Here is a 14,617-nt window from a genome sequence, read left to right as displayed (position 1 = left end):
ACTTGGGGGCAAGGTCAAGGGCGGCATGGATTTCTACCGTGACGAGGAAGACGGGATCACCGACCACGCCGGCATGTATCTGGCGTACGGCCATGGCAAAATGGACGTCACGCAGAACCTGCTGACGACGACGCGCGACGCGGGCGGCAACGACTTCGGCGCCTTCTCGGTCGGCGGCTACTGGACGCGGTTCGGCGAGAACGGCTGGTATCTAGATGGCGTGCTCTAGGGAACCTGGTACGACGTGACGACGCATTCCAACCGACCGACCGAAATCGGCTTCCCCGACCAGAGCATCGACGGCTTCGGTTTCGCGGCGTCCCTCGAAGGCGGATATCCATTTGACCTTGGCGACGGCTGGCAGCTCGAACCGCAGGCGCAGATCATATGGCAGACGATCCGGATGGACGACTTCAACGACGGAGCCGCCGAGATCCGCTACGACAACCTGAACTCCCTCGCCGGCCGGATCGGTGCTCGCGTTGCCCGGACATGGGAGGCGGAGGAGGCGTCTGCTACGGAGCCTGCCCGGCTGGCGACGGTCTGGGGCAGGGTTAATGTCTGGCATGAGTTCACGGCGAAAGCCCGGACCGAAGTCTCTTCGGCCGATGGGTTCGTACCGTTCTCGTCGAACCTCGACGAGACATGGATCGAGCTCGGCCTCGGGGCGACCCGACAGGTGTCGAGCAACACGTCCTTGTATGGGAACATCAACTTCAGCACGTCCTTCGATGGAGACAACTACGCCTGGAATGGTAAGTTGGGATTGAGGGTCAATTGGTAATGAGAGATCGTGCCTCTGCGATTATCATATATGGAAAAACGCTGAACGCGTCGGACGACTCTCCGACGACGTGACACCGAAAAACTTCTTCCCAAAATCCGCGATGGCCAGACCTGGTTGCTGCATTGGCCAGAAGACGTGCTGTTTGGCCGGTTCTAGTAGCGTGTCATCATCGGGGGACAAGCATGAGTATGGACTGTTATGTTATAACTGTCAAAGCTGATTAGATGCGCGACGCTGTCAGCCGGTTAGAAACGCGACACTTGCGCTTCGGATTAGCCGCCGATCCGACCGGCTGGACCGGGTTGCAAGGGAGGAGCGGGGGCGGGTGAGGAACACCCTTCGGCTTTAGCTTTGAGACTATGAGTGCAGGCGATCATTCCGCGGCCTCCATGCGCGCCAGCGCCTTCTGCCTTTTTGCGATGACCTCCGGATCATTCATGAAGTCCGTCCGCCGGCCAGGCTTGCGGCCACGCTTCTGATAACCATTGCCCTGGCTGCCATCGGGAATACCGAACATATGATCCGTCTGGCCGGTGCGGCGAGGGCCGCTCTTACTGCGCTGCTGTTCCCGCCCAGCCTGCAGCTCGGCGACGACGGAAAGCATGTCGTCGAGACGCTTGTTCTCGACAACCTCTGCCCGGTGGACCGACCGCAATGTATCGAAGGTTCTGTAGGGCAGGGTGAAGCTCTCGTGCATGATCTCGAGGCGGCCGTCCGGGTAGTCGCAGACAACGACCTTCTTTCCCGCCAGCCCTCTGGCCCGCTCCGTCGGATCGAGAATGAACAAGACCTTGTCGTAACGGAGCGTCAGGGACTGCGACAGTGTGCGGACTTCCTTGCGGCACATGGCGCCATCGAGATTCTCATGCGCGGCAAGCGGCCGGTGCATGTCCTTCGGATTGCGTGGCGGTTTGCCAAAACGGGAATTGAAATCCGCAATGAATTCTGATGCATAGCCGTTGGCCGCCTCGATCGTATCGATGCCGCGAAGCCGCATCTCCTTGACCAGCCGGTCCTGCAGCGTCTGGTTGGCGCGTTCCACACGGCCCTTTGCCTGCGGAGTATTGGCGCAGATGATGTCGATGTTCAGCTCATAAAGCGCACGACCAAACTGCGTCAGGCCGCTCGTGCGGTCTTTCTCCGACGCATGGGTCGAACGAAAGACACCATGCTTGTCGCTGTAGAAGGCCAGAGGTTTACCCCATTGCTGCAGATAAGCCTTTGTCGCATGCAGGTAGTCGAACGTGTTCTCTGACCCAGCGAACCGCAGATGCAGCAACTTGCCGGTGGCGTCATCGATATAGACAAGCAGGGCGCATTTGGGACCACGGTTCTCAAACCACCAGTGATGCGATCCATCGATCTGCACGAGTTCGCCGAAACAGTCGCGCCGGCCGCGCGGCTGGAAAACCCGCTGCTTACGCTCACGCCGCGAGATCCAGATGCCGGCCTCGGTCATCCATTGCCGCAGCGTCTCCTTGGCGACCGAGATCTGATGCAGTTCCATCAGCTTCTCGCGCGCCAGCGTCGGACCGAAATCCAGATAGCGCTCCCGGATCAGATCCAGCGCCGCATTGCGAAACTCCTCGCTGTGGCGCCGGTTGCTCGGCTGTGATCGCTTCTTGGAAACAAGGCCGGCTGGACCATTCCGGTCATAAGCCTGCAGCAGCCGATGGACCTGACTTCGACTGAGGTCGAGCAGTTCGGCGGCCTGGACGACGCTCAGGCGCTCGTCACGAATCTTCTGGATAACTTCGAGGCGATGCAATTCTTTCTGCGACATGGTGATCATAAAGGACATGACGACTCCGACCGCTCATGGTCTCGACCAGGCTGAAGATCGTCATCCTTGCTCCCGACGTTGGCATTGACCAGTGCGTAGAGAGGCGAGACTGTCGCATCTCTAACTGGCCCAACTGTCGCATTACTAAATAGCCGCTACAGGGCTTGGCGACGTAACCAACGCTATGGGACCATCATCTGCGATCTGGAACGGCGCAAAACCATTGCTCTCTTGCCAGATCGAGAGCCGTCTACGGCCCAGGCCTGGCTCTCGGACCAACCTCAGATCAGCATCATCGCCCGCGACCGCGGCGGTGGTTACGCGACGGCTGCAGCCAAGGCATTGCCACAGGCGACCCAGGTCGCTGACCGCTGGCACTTGATGGAGAATGCCAGCCGGGCATTCCTCGATGCGGTGCGCAAATCCATGCGCCAGATCCGAACCGCGATCGGAGCCGCCACGATCAATCCCGAACTGCTGACTGCCGCCGAGCGCATCCAGTACGAGGGATATCTTCGCCGCGAAGACACCAACGCCGCCATTCTCGATCTGGCCAAGTCGGGGGCCGCAATCAAGGAGATCGTGCGCCAGACCGGGTACAGTCGCGGCCTGGTCCGATGCGTGTTGCGTGGTCAACGGTCGGATATTTTCCGCGTCCGCGAGAACTCGCTCGAACTCCATCTGCCGTGGCTTGACGCTCAATGGGCGGCCGGACATCGGAATGGGACAGAGCTGTGGCGGAAACTCAAGAGCCAAGGGTTCCGCGGCTGCCTTCGCGTTGTCACCGAATGGGCCACACGCCGCCGAAAAGCGGAAAAGGTCGATGACGGCAACTTGAACCGAGCGCCGTCGGCCAAGACCATCGCGCGTCTTATGACCATCGGTCGCGACGATCTCTCCAAATCCGAGACCGTGACGGTTGCTGCGATTGAAGGCGGCGTGCCGCTGCTCGTTGAGGTGCGGGAAGCGATCGCCGCCTTCCAGACGATGATCCGCAAGAAATCCATCGCTGATCTCGATCCATGGTTGGAGAGAGCCAGAACAGGTTTGATAGCCTCCTTCGCTAACGGCATCGTCAAAGACCGTGCGGCCGTCAGCGCCGCGATCACTTCACCATGGTCGAACGGCCAGACGGAGGGGCAGATCACCAAGCTCAAACTTGTGAAACGCCAGATGTATGGCCGCGGAAAGATTGACCTCCTCCAGGCCCGCGTCATCGGCGCGGGATAAAATCCATCACCATCAAAACTGCGTCAGAGCCAAATTTGCACGCCGAAACACAACTGGCTGCCCGTTCAGGGATATCTCATTCAACAATTTCCCTTATTGAACGAGATCGGATGAGCCCCTCGATTGATACGCTCAGCGCGGTGCTCGAAGCCTTGGGCACAACAATGCCTGGCTTCTTCTCCGATTTGCAGTCGACCCTTCCATACTCTCCGTTCTACGCGTCTGTTGACCTGGCCGAGATTGGAAAGGTCGATACAATTTCATATAGGGTCATCGGACTGGATCATCCAAACCGACAGTTGCTGATGTTGCACGAGCGCTATGCGCCCGGCGCTGACACAGGCGAGGAGTTTTCACACGCCGCGCAGGAGGCTGGCATGGTGCTATCGGGGAAGGTGGAGGTCACGGTTGGAGACCAGAAACGAGTGCTGCAACCGGGTGACGGATACTATTTCGATAGCCGGCTGCCTCACCGCTTTCGCAACGTCGATGACCGACAGAGCGAAATCCTCAGCGCGATCACGCCGCCCGCTTACTAGTCTCGGACCTCCAAACAGATGGTGAGAATAATAACCAGAGCGGTCAGAGCTGCTTCCCAAATGCTTGAAACGTGATTTCCTATTGGGCAGTCCAGAACTCAGGGGGAATGACGGTTCAAGGCTGAAGCTACGTACGCTTAAGGCGTCCGGCTCTGCCAAACAGGCGCGTACCCTTACACTGCTTGAGTGGGAGCCTTAGTCAAGGAGGAAGAAAGCATGAATACATCAGTACTTGCCATCGCTATCAGTACCGCGCTGGGCTGGTCAATAGTGGCAACATCCGCCTGGGCACAAACTGTGCCTGAAAACCTAAAAGGAACTGGAGAGGTCGTTGTTACATCTGGAGGTGGCGCTTGGGAGACTGCTCAGCGCAAAGCCTTCTTTGAGCCGTTCACTCGTGACACGGGGATCAAAGTTGTCGTCGTGCCGCAAGACGACGGCAAAATGTTGGCTTCAGTTAAACTGGGTCAACCGGCCGCAGACATAACTGAGATAAATGGAGGTTCGTTACCTACCTGGGTCAATAAATCCGCAGCTGAAGAAATTGACTACAGCCTCTTCGGGAAAGATACACTGAATGTATGCCCGATTATCTAAAGTCCAAGTATGGGGTCGGCGCTGTTATATTCTCGTTGAACGTAGCCTATAACACTAAGGTCTTCTCTGAAGAGAATGCTCCAAGGAATTGGGTAGATTTCTATAACGTTGATGCATATCCAGGTAAACGAGGCCTTCCGAAATGTGAAAGTCTGTTAAACGGGGGGCTGTTAGAAACAGCACTCTTGGGTGACGGTGTTTCGCCTCAAGCGCTTTATCCTCTCGACGTGGAGCGCGCATTTGCGAAGATCACAAAAATGAAACCGAATGTTGGCCGTGGGTCGCTGGCGCGGACGCGCCTCAAAGCCTTGTGAGCGGTGAGGTCGATATGGCGGCTTCCTACAATGGTAGGATCATAAGTGCAAAAAAGCAGGGAGCGCCACTCGCCCTATCTTGGGAACAAGCCTTACTGCAATATGATTACTGGGTGGTGCTGAAAGATGCACCCAACAAGGAGAATGCTTTTAAATTCCTGGCCTATATTTCCCAAGCGAAGCCCCAGGCGGCATTCTCCACAGAAATTCCATACGGTCCAATAAATAGCGACGCATTCGCCCTACTGTCAAAGGATCTGGTTGAAGCCCTTCCGGGCGCGCCCGAGCGGAAAGGCAAAGAAATCCCGCAAAACTATGGTATCCGTCCGCCGAAGGCCGTCTGCCCTGATTTGCTGATTGGCTTTAAGTCCATGCCTTATGTCATGCGCTACAGTGATTTCCCCCATTGAAGTTTTGTCCGCCGATGATCTTGGTCGCCGACGGGATTGGTCGGACGAAGAGAAGGTTCGGATCGTCGAGGAGAGCTTGCAGGGCTTTCGGCAGGGCTCAGTGACGGCGCGGCGATATGGACTGTCGCGGTCATTGTTGACCCGTTGGCGTCGGGAATATCGAAGCGGTCTTCTGAGCGTTTCCGTGTCAACAAGTTTCGTGCCGCTTGCGATTTCGCCGCCGCCGCCGGCATCTTCCGAGATGACCGCACCGCTACGATCTGAAGACAACAAGACGATCGAGATCGGCCTGCCGAACGGTCGTCGCCTGACGATCCCGGCTTCGCTTGATCCGACCATCCTTGCCCGCCTATTGCCGGTCCTGGATGCGTCATGATCGCCTTTCCGGCCGGGGTGAAGGTATGGATCGCGGGCGGGGTGACGGACATGCGTTGCGGCATGAACAGCCTGGCGCTGAAGGTTCAGCAAGGCCTTGGCCGCGATCCTCATGGCGGTGAGGTCTTCTGCTTCCGAGGTCGTAGGGGCGATCTGATCAAGGTCCTGTGGCATGACGGGATTGGCATGTCGCTCTATTTGAACGATCGGCGTTCATACTACACCTCCTTCCGCGCCAGTTGATGTTCTTGGCTCGGCTTGCATTTGTCGGTGCGCAGCAGCGCGATCTTCGAGTGGATTCCATCGGCTGCATTGCTTTTGCGGCAGGTCTCCATTGGGGATTTCGTACAGGCTGTAGTGCCCGTTGTAGGCATGTCTGGTGATGAGCCCATACTTGGCCCATCTGGCGACGGTTTGCTCGCTGATCTTGAGGTGCACTGCCGCTTCCTGTCTTGTCAGCATTCCCCGCTGTCGCAGTCGATCATATCGGGATCGCAGCTTATATTCGTGGATGAGATAGGCGACTTTAAGAGGTGTAAAGCGGGCGTTATGGCAGCCGCGACGTGCCGTTCCACCGGGGCGATGGCCTTGGTCGTTTAGAATATCGGCGATCTCGGGATAAATGTAATCATCGAGAAGCTTATCGACCAATTCAACGATACTGGGCTTTGTCTTGATCTGCTGGGCGGAGGATTTTGGGTTCATGGTGGTGAGCGTCTGGATTTTGCCGCCCTTGAAGCGAACGTGAAGCTTGGTGGTTCCTTCCGCCGGCAGCTTTAAGAGAGTGACATCCGCAATGATGTGGGCCAGCAATCGCTTGCGTTCGCGGCTTGGGGTATCCGGATCTTTCCAGAGCTTGTTGAAGTCCGCCGTCATTGCGACCAGCCGCTCGTGGACAGCTTTATCGAGGATGAATTGATCGTGTTCTCGGCCACGTGCGCGCTCTTCGCGGGCATTGGCCAGTATGCGAAGCTTCTCGTTCCATTCACCTTCGAGCGTGTCGGCGACGAGGCGGTTGTTAGGATCGACGAGCATGAAGCGGCGCTGGGCGAGATCGGCTTCCGTTTGGGCGCGTTCGATCGCGCGACAGCGCAGCCGGTCTGCTTCTTCATGACGGGCTTGGATCTCCTTGCGGACTTCGAGCGCCAGTTCGACGGCCGCCGGCGTCATTTGCTCAGCAATCAGCATGCCGATGGCTTCATCGACGGGAGGCCCGGCGATCGACTGACACATGGGCTCCCCACGATAGATACGGGCACGATTGCAGATGTACCAGGCTTCCTGCTGACCACGCCGGGCCGCATAGCGAACCCTAAGATGGCTGCCGCATTGCCCACATACGGCCCGGCCTTGCAGCAGCGCTGGGCCTTCCCTTGGGATTGACGCTCGTGCCGCTTCAAATCCACGGCCGTTCGCCTTGAGAATCTTCAGGTTCTCCTGATGTCGCTCCCAGCTGATATAGCCGGGATGAGCATCGGGAATGCAGGCCAACCAGTCATCATTGCCGCGCGGAAGCACAGTCTTCTTGCCGTCGATGGTGCGTCGAAACTGTCGTCGGCCATAGTCGCTTGCCGCCGTCCCTTTCCGTGTACGAGGATCGTGCCCGCCTGCCAGTCGATATCGTCAAGATTGAGGGTGGCAACTTCGCTGGCGCGCAAACCGAGCTTGGCGAGGATCATCAGAACCGCATAGTCCCGACGACCCATTGCCGTCGTCCGATCGCAGGCATCGAGAACCTTTTGCACCTTCTCCGGCGGCAGGAATGTTGGAAGGCCGGCAAGTCGCCAGCGGCGGATGGACGGCAAACAGTCGGCCAGCGCCGTCGAGATTAAGCCCTTCAGATGCAAATAGCGCAGGAAGGCACGCACAACCCCGCACATGGCTTTGCCACTGTCGGCGGAACCGTCGAGCGCATGTCGCTCGACATAACCGATAACGATCTCCGGGGTGAGCGCTGCAAACCCGTCTGCGCCGAAAGGACACACCTCCCGGAGAAATCGAAGCGACAGAAGCTTGTGGCTCCCCACTGTCGCGGCGGCGAGCCCTCTCTCAGTCGAGAGATATTGCCCGAATACATCGACGATCTTCTCGTGCTCACTGCGCTGAATCGGAAGCGCGGCTGGTATTAAGCCTTTCTCCCGTAACGCCAAAAGCAAGCGGCGGAGCGCCGATCGATCGCCCGAGTCGGGCTTCCAGTGTTTGAAACGATGCTCAAGAAAGCGGTCGACGTGAACCTCGCTCAAATCCTGCGGAGCATGTCCATTGCCAACATGCCAGTCCATCAGATCCCGAAACAGGCTCAGCGAGCGCCACGTGCATTGCCGACCCAAACCTTCGTTCGACATTTTGGCGGCGTAAACGCCCGCAAATTCCCGATGCGGACCATAGACCAGCTTCCGGTATAGGGCGCTGCGATTCAAATAGTCAGTTGCGTTCATGTGTCCTCTCCTTCGCGTCAATTGCGACGGAGAGACCCTAAGCTATGCCGACTAGGCGACCGCTATGGTGCCGGAAACGTTGGCAAAACGTTGATTAATCGGCATAGTTCGCCGGTCGGCATAAACCGCCAAGATGAACGACATCGATCCGCAGGCCTGGTTGGCGGATGTCCTCGCCCGCATGCCCGGCATTCCTGTCTCAAGGCTACCGGAACTCTTGCCCTGGAACTGGGCCGCCGCAGGCCACTTCCGGCAGGTCGCTGCCTGATGGCACGCCCGACGCACGTCTACACGATCGGATACGTCGCCTCGCTGATCGGCGAGAACCTCGAACTCATCCAGCAAGTCGCCAGCAATTCGGACAACATCGATTATGGCGAGATGACCAGATGATCCATGCCTATGACGGAAGCGAAGAGGGCATCACGACCTTCACCGAACGGGGCGTCGAGAGCTTGAAGGAATTCATCGCAGATATCCGCACCTGCGAGGGCGGTGTCCGGCAATTCCTCGTCGACGAGCAATGTGACCCGGAAAAGATCGAACGCATCATGGCAGATCAGCCGAAATCATAAGCGCTGCGGCCCTCGCCGGATGCATACAAACTATGAATGGTGGGGTCAGACACAAGCTGACGGACGCACTAACTATGAGCTAGCGCTTGAGCGTTGCGTGTCAATTTGGCCTGCTGCCGGTTTCATGGACACGAGGTTAAGGTGTTCCTCCTGAAACCGGAGAGCATGAATGCAAAGACGAATATTCAGCCGCGAGTACAAGCTTGAGGCGGTGAAGCTGGTCAGGGAGCGTGGGGTTGCCGTTGCGCAGGCTGCCCGTGATCTTGATGTCCACGAGAATGTGTTGCGCAAATGGGTTCGGGAATACGGCGACGATCCCAGCCAATCCTTTCCTGGAAAAGGGCAAATGAAGCCGGAGCAGCTTGAGATCGAGCGGCTCCGTCGTGAAGTCGCAAAGCTGAAGGCAGAGCGCGATATCCTAAAAAAGGCCGCAGCCTACTTTGCCAGGGACGCGATATGAAGTTCGCGTTCGTTGCAAAGCACCGCTCGATCTGGCCGGTGGCATGGCTCTGTGAAGCGCTGGGAGTTTCTCGTTCAGGTTTCCACGCCTGGTTCAATCGTTCTCCGAGCGAACATGCACGCCATGACGAGGTCCTGCTGGAAAGGATCAAGCAGAGTTTCCAGTCCAGCGACCGCACCTATGGTGCCCGACGGGTCTGGCACGATGTGCTGGAGGAAGGGTTATCCTGTGGCCTCCATCGTATTGAGCGGCTGATGCGCTTGAATGCGCTCAGGGCAAGACCGAGGCGGCGTGGCTTGCCAAAGGATGCCGGTGACCGTGCCGTCATCATGCCTAACGTGCTGGACCGCCAGTTCGTGGCAGACCGTCCGAACCAGAAATGGGTGGCTGACTTCACCTATATCTGGACCGCGGAAGGCTGGCTGTATGTCGCAGCCGTCATCGACCTGTTCTCACGCCGTGTCGTCGGCTGGTCGATGAATGCCAACATGACAGCCCAACTCGTCACAGATGCGCTGATCATGGCGATATGGCGTCGAGGAAAACCAGATGCTCTGCTGCATCACTCCGACCAGGGCAGCCAATATACCAGCGAGCAGTTCCAGCGCCTCATGGGAGATCACGGCATCACCTGCTCGATGAGCCGCTCTGGAAATGTCTGGGACAACGCTGCAATGGAGAGCTTCTTCTCCTCACTGAAAACGGAGAGAACGGCACGGAAGGTTTATCGCACGAGGAATGACGCCAGAGCCGATGTGTTCGATTACATCGAGCGCTTCTACAACCCGAAGCGTCGCCACTCGACACTGGGCTATCTCAGCCCCAATGACTTTGAAACAAAGGTGGGATTAGCTTAACCTCGTGTCCGATAAACCGGCAGCAGGCCAATTCTTTCCCAATGAGAGTACCTGGCACCCCTTGGCGGATTGAGGCAAGGTTGTTTTGAAAATTCGTCGACACCTTCTCGTAGGAGGTGTCGACGCCAGGTGCCAAGTTCAAACGAACCTCTGCGTCATTGCATTTTTCGGCTGCGACTTCTCGTTAGCAGGGAAAGCCCTTAACGAGATAGCGGCTTTGCTCGCGGCAGCATCTTGTTCGGGACTCATGAAATATTTGGCCCCAGAGTGGCGATAGAGTTTGATCTATTGATTTCTCGAAGAAGCCATTCCTGAAACTCCACTGCGAGCCCCATCGTGCGCTTCTGCTCGGGGCGAACGATCCAGTACGCATTCTCCGTTTGCATTGATTGGGGGACAAACGGGGCCAGCGCGCCGGAGGCAAGCTCATCTTCAACTAAATATGTAGGGAGGAGCGCAACTCCAAGACCCGCAATCGCGGCCGAAATGATCATCGAGAATTGATCAAACCTCGGCCCCTGATACGCGCGCGGAAGCGATATGGCGTGATGTGCGGACCAGTCAGACCAGAGTTTTGGTCTTGTCGTCAAATGCAACAATTGCGCACTGCAAAAAGGATCGTTCGCCGCCGCACGAGGTTCCTCTTGAAGGGCCGCCGGGCTTGCAACAGGCAAAACGGTCTCGTGACACAAGAACGTGGCGGTTGCACCTGCCCATGTGGGCTGCCCGAAATGAATTGCCAGATCGAAATTCTCCTCGGCGAAACCGAACGGGCTCGAGCGTGACTCAATAGATATCGCAACGTCACAATGATCGGCAATGAACCTTCCAAGCTTGGGAACAAGCCACTTGGCCCCAAAAGTCGGCAGCGTGGCAATCCGCAGCGAGGAACCCATGGTTCCGGCTGCTACCGCTCCAATCATCAGGCGCTCCGACTGTAGGAGCAATTGCCTGACTTCCGGCAGCAGCTTCTGCCCTGCGTCGGAAAGCACGACACGACGTTTGATGCGCTCGAATAGTCTCAGTCCGGTTTGCTGCTCGAGTTCAGCTATCTGCCTGCTGATGGCGCCTTGGGTGAGATTGAGTTCTTCGGCAGCCCTGGAAAAGTTTTCATGACGCGCAGCGCTTTCGAATGCCTGTAGATTAACAATATCTGGGATCAGGGCTCTACGCATATGCATTCCATTCTCTCATTAACTTAACAGAAACCCTCACAACACGTCTGCGAAAATCCGGGTTAGGGTGAGGATAGTGAATGATAAGCACTAAGCACAGGAATTTCCACCATGGACGAGAAGGTTTCCGCAAGCGACATCCGGGCCTCGTTTTCGAGTGCGATGTCCGCAATGTATCGAGAAGAAGTTCCGGCATATGGCACGCTTATAGAGTTGGTGGCTCGCGTGAACCAACAGGCGCTGGCCAGCGATCGGGAGCTGAAATCCCGTCTCGAAGCGACCGACAATTTGCAACGCATTTCCGAGGAGCGGCACGGGGCCATCCGACTCGGCACCGCAGCCGAGCTTGCGATGATGCGCCGCATCTTCGCAGTAATGGGAATGTATCCGGTTGGCTACTACGACCTGTCGATGGCGGCCGTTCCAGTTCACTCAACGGCTTTCCGGCCGGTTGGGGAAGAGGCGCTGAAGCGCAATCCCTTCCGCGTATTTACCTCGCTCCTGCGCCTCGACCTGATCGCGGACGAAGACCTGCGGCGAGAGGCGCAGGCCGTTCTTGCCGAGCGCCAGATCTTCACGCATGGTGCTGTTTCCCTGACGGAAAAGGCGGAGAGGGAAAGCGGGTTCGGAGAGGAAGATGCAGCCCGTTTCGTATCGGAAGTACTGGAGACCTTCCGCTGGCACGAAAAGGCCAATGTAGAGCTTTCCATGTACCATCGCCTGCACGACGCCCACCGATTGTTAGCGGATGTCGTTTCGTTCAAGGGGCCGCACATCAACCACCTGACGCCCCGCACCCTGGACATCGACAAGGTGCAAGCGCTTATGCCGGAATATGGCATTGCGCCCAAGGCTGTGATCGAAGGTCCGCCCACACGCAAATGCCCGATCCTTCTGCGCCAGACGTCGTTCAAGGCTCTGGAAGAGCAAGTTTCTTTCCAGGATGGCAAGGGGGGCTGGCAGGCTGCCACCCATACGGCCCGCTTCGGCGAGATCGAGCAGCGCGGCGTCGCATTGACTCCGAATGGCCGCGCCCTTTACGACAAGCTGCTGAACGACACTCGCAAGATCGTACGTCCGGCCGCCGATGGCTCCAATGCCGCAGCTTATGCGGCCGCACTTGCCGATACGTTCAAGGCTTTTCCGGATGATTGGGCGTCAATCCGCTCCAAGGGTCTCGGTTACTTCACTTATGCAGTGACCGAAAAGGCTGGGCGTGCGGCGTCGGCGTCGGTCGATCTCGATACGTTGATCGCCGAAGGCTTTATCCGCTTCGATCCCATCGTCTATGAAGACTTTCTGCCCGTCAGTGCGGCCGGAATCTTCCAGTCAAATCTGGGCGACGGTGCTCAGCAGGAATTCGAAGCGAGCCCGAACCAGGTGCGATTCGCAGCTGGCCTCGGAGCAAAAGTTTTGAACGAATTCGATCACTACGAAGGCATCGAAAAGGCGGCGATCGAAGCCTGCCTTAATGCGATTCAGAAGCGTTCTGCCGCCGAGTGACCGGCCGAACCAACCTTTTTCCGGAGTTTCCATAGATGAACAATGTTCCTGTAAATCTCTCCCTCAAGGCGGAAGCTGCGTCCATTCTGAACCGCCTCGATGTGGATAAAGCCGCTTACACCGACGGGAACCTTAGCTCCTTCTCTCCCGTCACAGGCGAGCTGACCGGTAGTCTGAAAACAGTGTCTGCAACTGAAGCAGTTCAGATCGTCGATCGCGCAGATGTTGCATTCCGCGCATGGCGTCTGGTGCCTGCGCCGAAGCGTGGGGAACTGGTACGACTGTTTGGTGAGGAACTGCGCGCTGCCAAGGCCGATCTGGGCCGTCTCGTGTCCATCGAGGCAGGCAAGATCCCCTCCGAAGGCCTGGGCGAAGTACAGGAAATGATCGATATCTGCGATTTCGCGGTAGGCCTGTCTCGTCAGTTGTATGGTCTGACCATCGCCACGGAGCGCCCCGGTCACCGGATGATGGAAACCTGGCATCCGCTCGGTGTCATAGGGATCATCTCCGCCTTCAACTTCCCCGCTGCCGTCTGGGCCTGGAACGCGGCTCTGGCGCTGGTTTGCGGCAACAGCGTCGTCTGGAAACCTTCCGAAAAAACACCCCTGACCGCGCTTGCCGCGCAGGCCATCCTCGAGCGCGCCCTGAAGCGCTTCGGCGATGCACCAGCTAATCTTGCGCAAGTGCTCATCGGCGATCGCACCGCAGGCGAAGTCTTGATCGATCACCCGAAAGTGCCGCTGGTCTCGGCAACTGGTTCTACCCGGATGGGCCGCGAGGTCGGTCCGCGTCTTGCCAAGCGTTTCGCCCGGGCCATTCTCGAACTGGGCGGCAACAATGGTGGTATCGTTTGTCCCTCCGCGGATCTCGACATGGCACTGCGTGCCATTGCCTTCGGCGCAATGGGCACGGCCGGCCAGCGCTGCACCACGCTGCGCCGCCTCTTCGTTCATGAAAGCGTCTATGACCAGCTCGTACCGCGCTTGAAGACGGCCTATTCCAGCGTTTCCGTCGGCAACCCGCTTGACGGAAGCGCCTTGGTCGGTCCGTTGATCGACAAACTGGCTTTTGAAGCGATGCAAAGAGCAATCGCCAAAGCCAAGGCCCATGGTGGTGCGGTACATGGCGGCGAGCGGTTCGACGCCGGTAGCGCGGACGCCTATTATGTGAAGCCGGCCCTGGTGGAAATGCCCGCGCATGAAGGTCCGGTGCTGGAAGAGACTTTTGCACCAATTCTTTATGTCCTAAAGTATAGCGACTTCGATACTGTTCTGGCCGACCACAATGCAGTAGGTGCCGGTCTCTCCTCGTCGATCTTCACGCTGGACATGCGCGAAGCCGAGCGTTTCCTGGCGGCGGATGGTTCAGATTGCGGCATCGCAAATGTGAATATCGGCACCTCCGGCGCTGAAATTGGCGGGGCATTCGGCGGTGAAAAAGAAACCGGCGGGGGCCGTGAGTCCGGTTCCGACGCGTGGAAGACCTATATGCGCCGCGCCACCAACACGATCAACTATTCGAAAGCCTCGCCGCTAGCGCAGGGTGTCTCCTTCATTATTGAATAGAGCTCT

13 protein-coding genes and 4 pseudogenes are annotated in these 14,617 nt (G+C 57.7%); 13 read left to right on the top strand and 4 right to left on the bottom strand.

Features of this window, described 5'->3' with window-relative positions; genetic code table 11:
- The first annotated feature begins 25 nt into the window (after positions 1-25).
- Positions 26-784 (top strand): annotated as a pseudogene (locus tag BA011_RS30665) (autotransporter domain-containing protein).
- A gap of 376 nt (positions 785-1,160) precedes the next feature.
- On the opposite strand, the gene BA011_RS30660 reads toward BA011_RS30665, so the two are convergent.
- The gene (locus BA011_RS30660; protein ID WP_065279332.1) at positions 1,161-2,588 is read right to left on the bottom strand and encodes an ISNCY family transposase; all 1,428 of its coding nucleotides are present in this window, start codon (positions 2,586-2,588) and stop codon (positions 1,161-1,163) included.
- A gap of 144 nt (positions 2,589-2,732) precedes the next feature.
- On the opposite strand from BA011_RS30660, the pseudogene BA011_RS30655 reads away from it, so the two are divergent.
- The 6 genes and pseudogenes from BA011_RS30655 to tnpB form a co-directional block, all read left to right on the top strand.
- A pseudogene (locus tag BA011_RS30655) lies at positions 2,733-3,800 on the top strand (ISL3 family transposase); the annotation flags it as partial.
- Complete coding sequence (locus BA011_RS30650; protein ID WP_065283611.1) at positions 3,797-4,339, top strand: cupin domain-containing protein; 543 nt, start codon at positions 3,797-3,799, stop codon at positions 4,337-4,339. The pseudogene BA011_RS30655 and the gene BA011_RS30650, both read left to right, overlap by 4 nt.
- 216 nt (positions 4,340-4,555) lie before the next feature.
- Complete coding sequence (locus tag BA011_RS45450) at positions 4,556-4,936, top strand: hypothetical protein (protein ID WP_065283610.1); 381 nt, start codon at positions 4,556-4,558, stop codon at positions 4,934-4,936.
- A pseudogene (locus BA011_RS45440) lies at positions 4,921-5,660 on the top strand (extracellular solute-binding protein). The gene BA011_RS45450 and the pseudogene BA011_RS45440 overlap by 16 nt, the downstream one beginning before the upstream one ends.
- A complete protein-coding gene (gene tnpA, locus BA011_RS46645; protein WP_065283608.1) occupies positions 5,629-6,036 on the top strand; it encodes an IS66-like element accessory protein TnpA in 408 nt (135 codons plus the stop codon). The pseudogene BA011_RS45440 and the gene tnpA overlap by 32 nt, the downstream one beginning before the upstream one ends.
- Positions 6,033-6,278 carry an IS66 family insertion sequence element accessory protein TnpB gene (tnpB, locus tag BA011_RS30630; protein WP_151343664.1) on the top strand — a complete coding sequence of 82 codons (246 nt, stop codon included), beginning with the start codon at positions 6,033-6,035 and terminating at the stop codon, positions 6,276-6,278. The genes tnpA and tnpB overlap by 4 nt, the downstream gene beginning before the upstream one ends.
- On the opposite strand, the gene BA011_RS30625 is transcribed toward tnpB, so the two are convergent.
- Positions 6,249-7,526: a zinc ribbon domain-containing protein gene (locus tag BA011_RS30625; protein WP_237352775.1), complete on the bottom strand. Its 1,278-nt coding sequence runs from the start codon at positions 7,524-7,526 to the stop codon at positions 6,249-6,251. The genes tnpB and BA011_RS30625 overlap by 30 nt on opposite strands.
- Positions 7,463-8,473: a tyrosine-type recombinase/integrase gene (locus tag BA011_RS30620; RefSeq protein WP_237352774.1), complete on the bottom strand. Its 1,011-nt coding sequence runs from the start codon at positions 8,471-8,473 to the stop codon at positions 7,463-7,465. Before BA011_RS30620 ends, BA011_RS30625 begins: the two co-directional genes overlap by 64 nt.
- Before the next feature lie 124 nt (positions 8,474-8,597).
- Here BA011_RS30620 and BA011_RS30615 point away from each other — a divergent pair.
- From BA011_RS30615 to BA011_RS30600, 4 genes and pseudogenes are all read left to right on the top strand, one after another.
- Positions 8,598-8,741: pseudogene (locus tag BA011_RS30615) on the top strand (transposase domain-containing protein); the annotation flags it as partial.
- Entirely contained in the window at positions 8,741-8,866 is a 126-nt protein-coding gene (locus tag BA011_RS46150) for a hypothetical protein (protein WP_257785322.1), read from the top strand. The pseudogene BA011_RS30615 and the gene BA011_RS46150, both read left to right, overlap by 1 nt.
- The gene (locus tag BA011_RS44555; RefSeq protein ID WP_155739812.1) at positions 8,863-9,048 is read left to right on the top strand and encodes a hypothetical protein; all 186 of its coding nucleotides are present in this window, start codon (positions 8,863-8,865) and stop codon (positions 9,046-9,048) included. Before BA011_RS46150 ends, BA011_RS44555 begins: the two co-directional genes overlap by 4 nt.
- Positions 9,049-9,217: 169 nt before the next feature.
- Positions 9,218-10,365 (top strand): IS3 family transposase gene (locus BA011_RS30600; protein ID WP_130718853.1). Its coding sequence is split into 2 segments (ribosomal slippage): positions 9,218-9,467 and positions 9,467-10,365, totalling 1,149 coding nucleotides; the frame shifts between segments, so codons are not numbered across the junction.
- A 245-nt stretch (positions 10,366-10,610) separates the two neighbouring features.
- Here BA011_RS30600 and BA011_RS30595 read toward each other — a convergent pair.
- Positions 10,611-11,546 (bottom strand): LysR substrate-binding domain-containing protein, encoded by a 936-nt coding sequence (locus BA011_RS30595; protein WP_065283606.1) that lies wholly within the window; start codon positions 11,544-11,546, stop codon positions 10,611-10,613.
- 105 nt (positions 11,547-11,651) lie between these two features.
- On the opposite strand from BA011_RS30595, the gene BA011_RS30590 reads away from it, so the two are divergent.
- Entirely contained in the window at positions 11,652-13,043 is a 1,392-nt protein-coding gene (locus BA011_RS30590) for a VOC family protein (protein WP_065283605.1), read from the top strand.
- Positions 13,044-13,078: 35 nt separating this feature from the next.
- On the top strand, positions 13,079-14,611 hold the full coding sequence (locus BA011_RS30585) for an aldehyde dehydrogenase family protein (RefSeq protein WP_065283604.1): 1,533 nt from the start codon (positions 13,079-13,081) through the stop codon (positions 14,609-14,611).
- Positions 14,612-14,617: the final 6 nt, after the last annotated feature.

This window comes from Rhizobium leguminosarum (assembly GCF_001679785.1).
Taxonomy (GTDB): Bacteria; Pseudomonadota; Alphaproteobacteria; order Rhizobiales; family Rhizobiaceae; genus Rhizobium; species Rhizobium leguminosarum_R.
This window is presented reverse-complemented; position numbering and strand designations above follow the sequence as displayed.

Coding starts and splice junctions, on each gene's coding strand:
- BA011_RS30660 (WP_065279332.1), bottom strand. CDS start 2,588: ATGTCCTTTATGATCACCATGTCGCAGAAAGAATTGCATCGCCTCGAA.
- BA011_RS45450 (WP_065283610.1), top strand. CDS start 4,556: ATGAATACATCAGTACTTGCCATCGCTATCAGTACCGCGCTGGGCTGG.
- tnpA (WP_065283608.1), top strand. CDS start 5,629: ATGTCATGCGCTACAGTGATTTCCCCCATTGAAGTTTTGTCCGCCGAT.
- tnpB (WP_151343664.1), top strand. CDS start 6,033: ATGATCGCCTTTCCGGCCGGGGTGAAGGTATGGATCGCGGGCGGGGTG.
- BA011_RS30620 (WP_237352774.1), bottom strand. CDS start 8,473: ATGAACGCAACTGACTATTTGAATCGCAGCGCCCTATACCGGAAGCTG.
- BA011_RS46150 (WP_257785322.1), top strand. CDS start 8,741: ATGGCACGCCCGACGCACGTCTACACGATCGGATACGTCGCCTCGCTG.
- BA011_RS44555 (WP_155739812.1), top strand. CDS start 8,863: ATGATCCATGCCTATGACGGAAGCGAAGAGGGCATCACGACCTTCACC.
- BA011_RS30595 (WP_065283606.1), bottom strand. CDS start 11,546: ATGCATATGCGTAGAGCCCTGATCCCAGATATTGTTAATCTACAGGCA.
- BA011_RS30590 (WP_065283605.1), top strand. CDS start 11,652: ATGGACGAGAAGGTTTCCGCAAGCGACATCCGGGCCTCGTTTTCGAGT.
- BA011_RS30585 (WP_065283604.1), top strand. CDS start 13,079: ATGAACAATGTTCCTGTAAATCTCTCCCTCAAGGCGGAAGCTGCGTCC.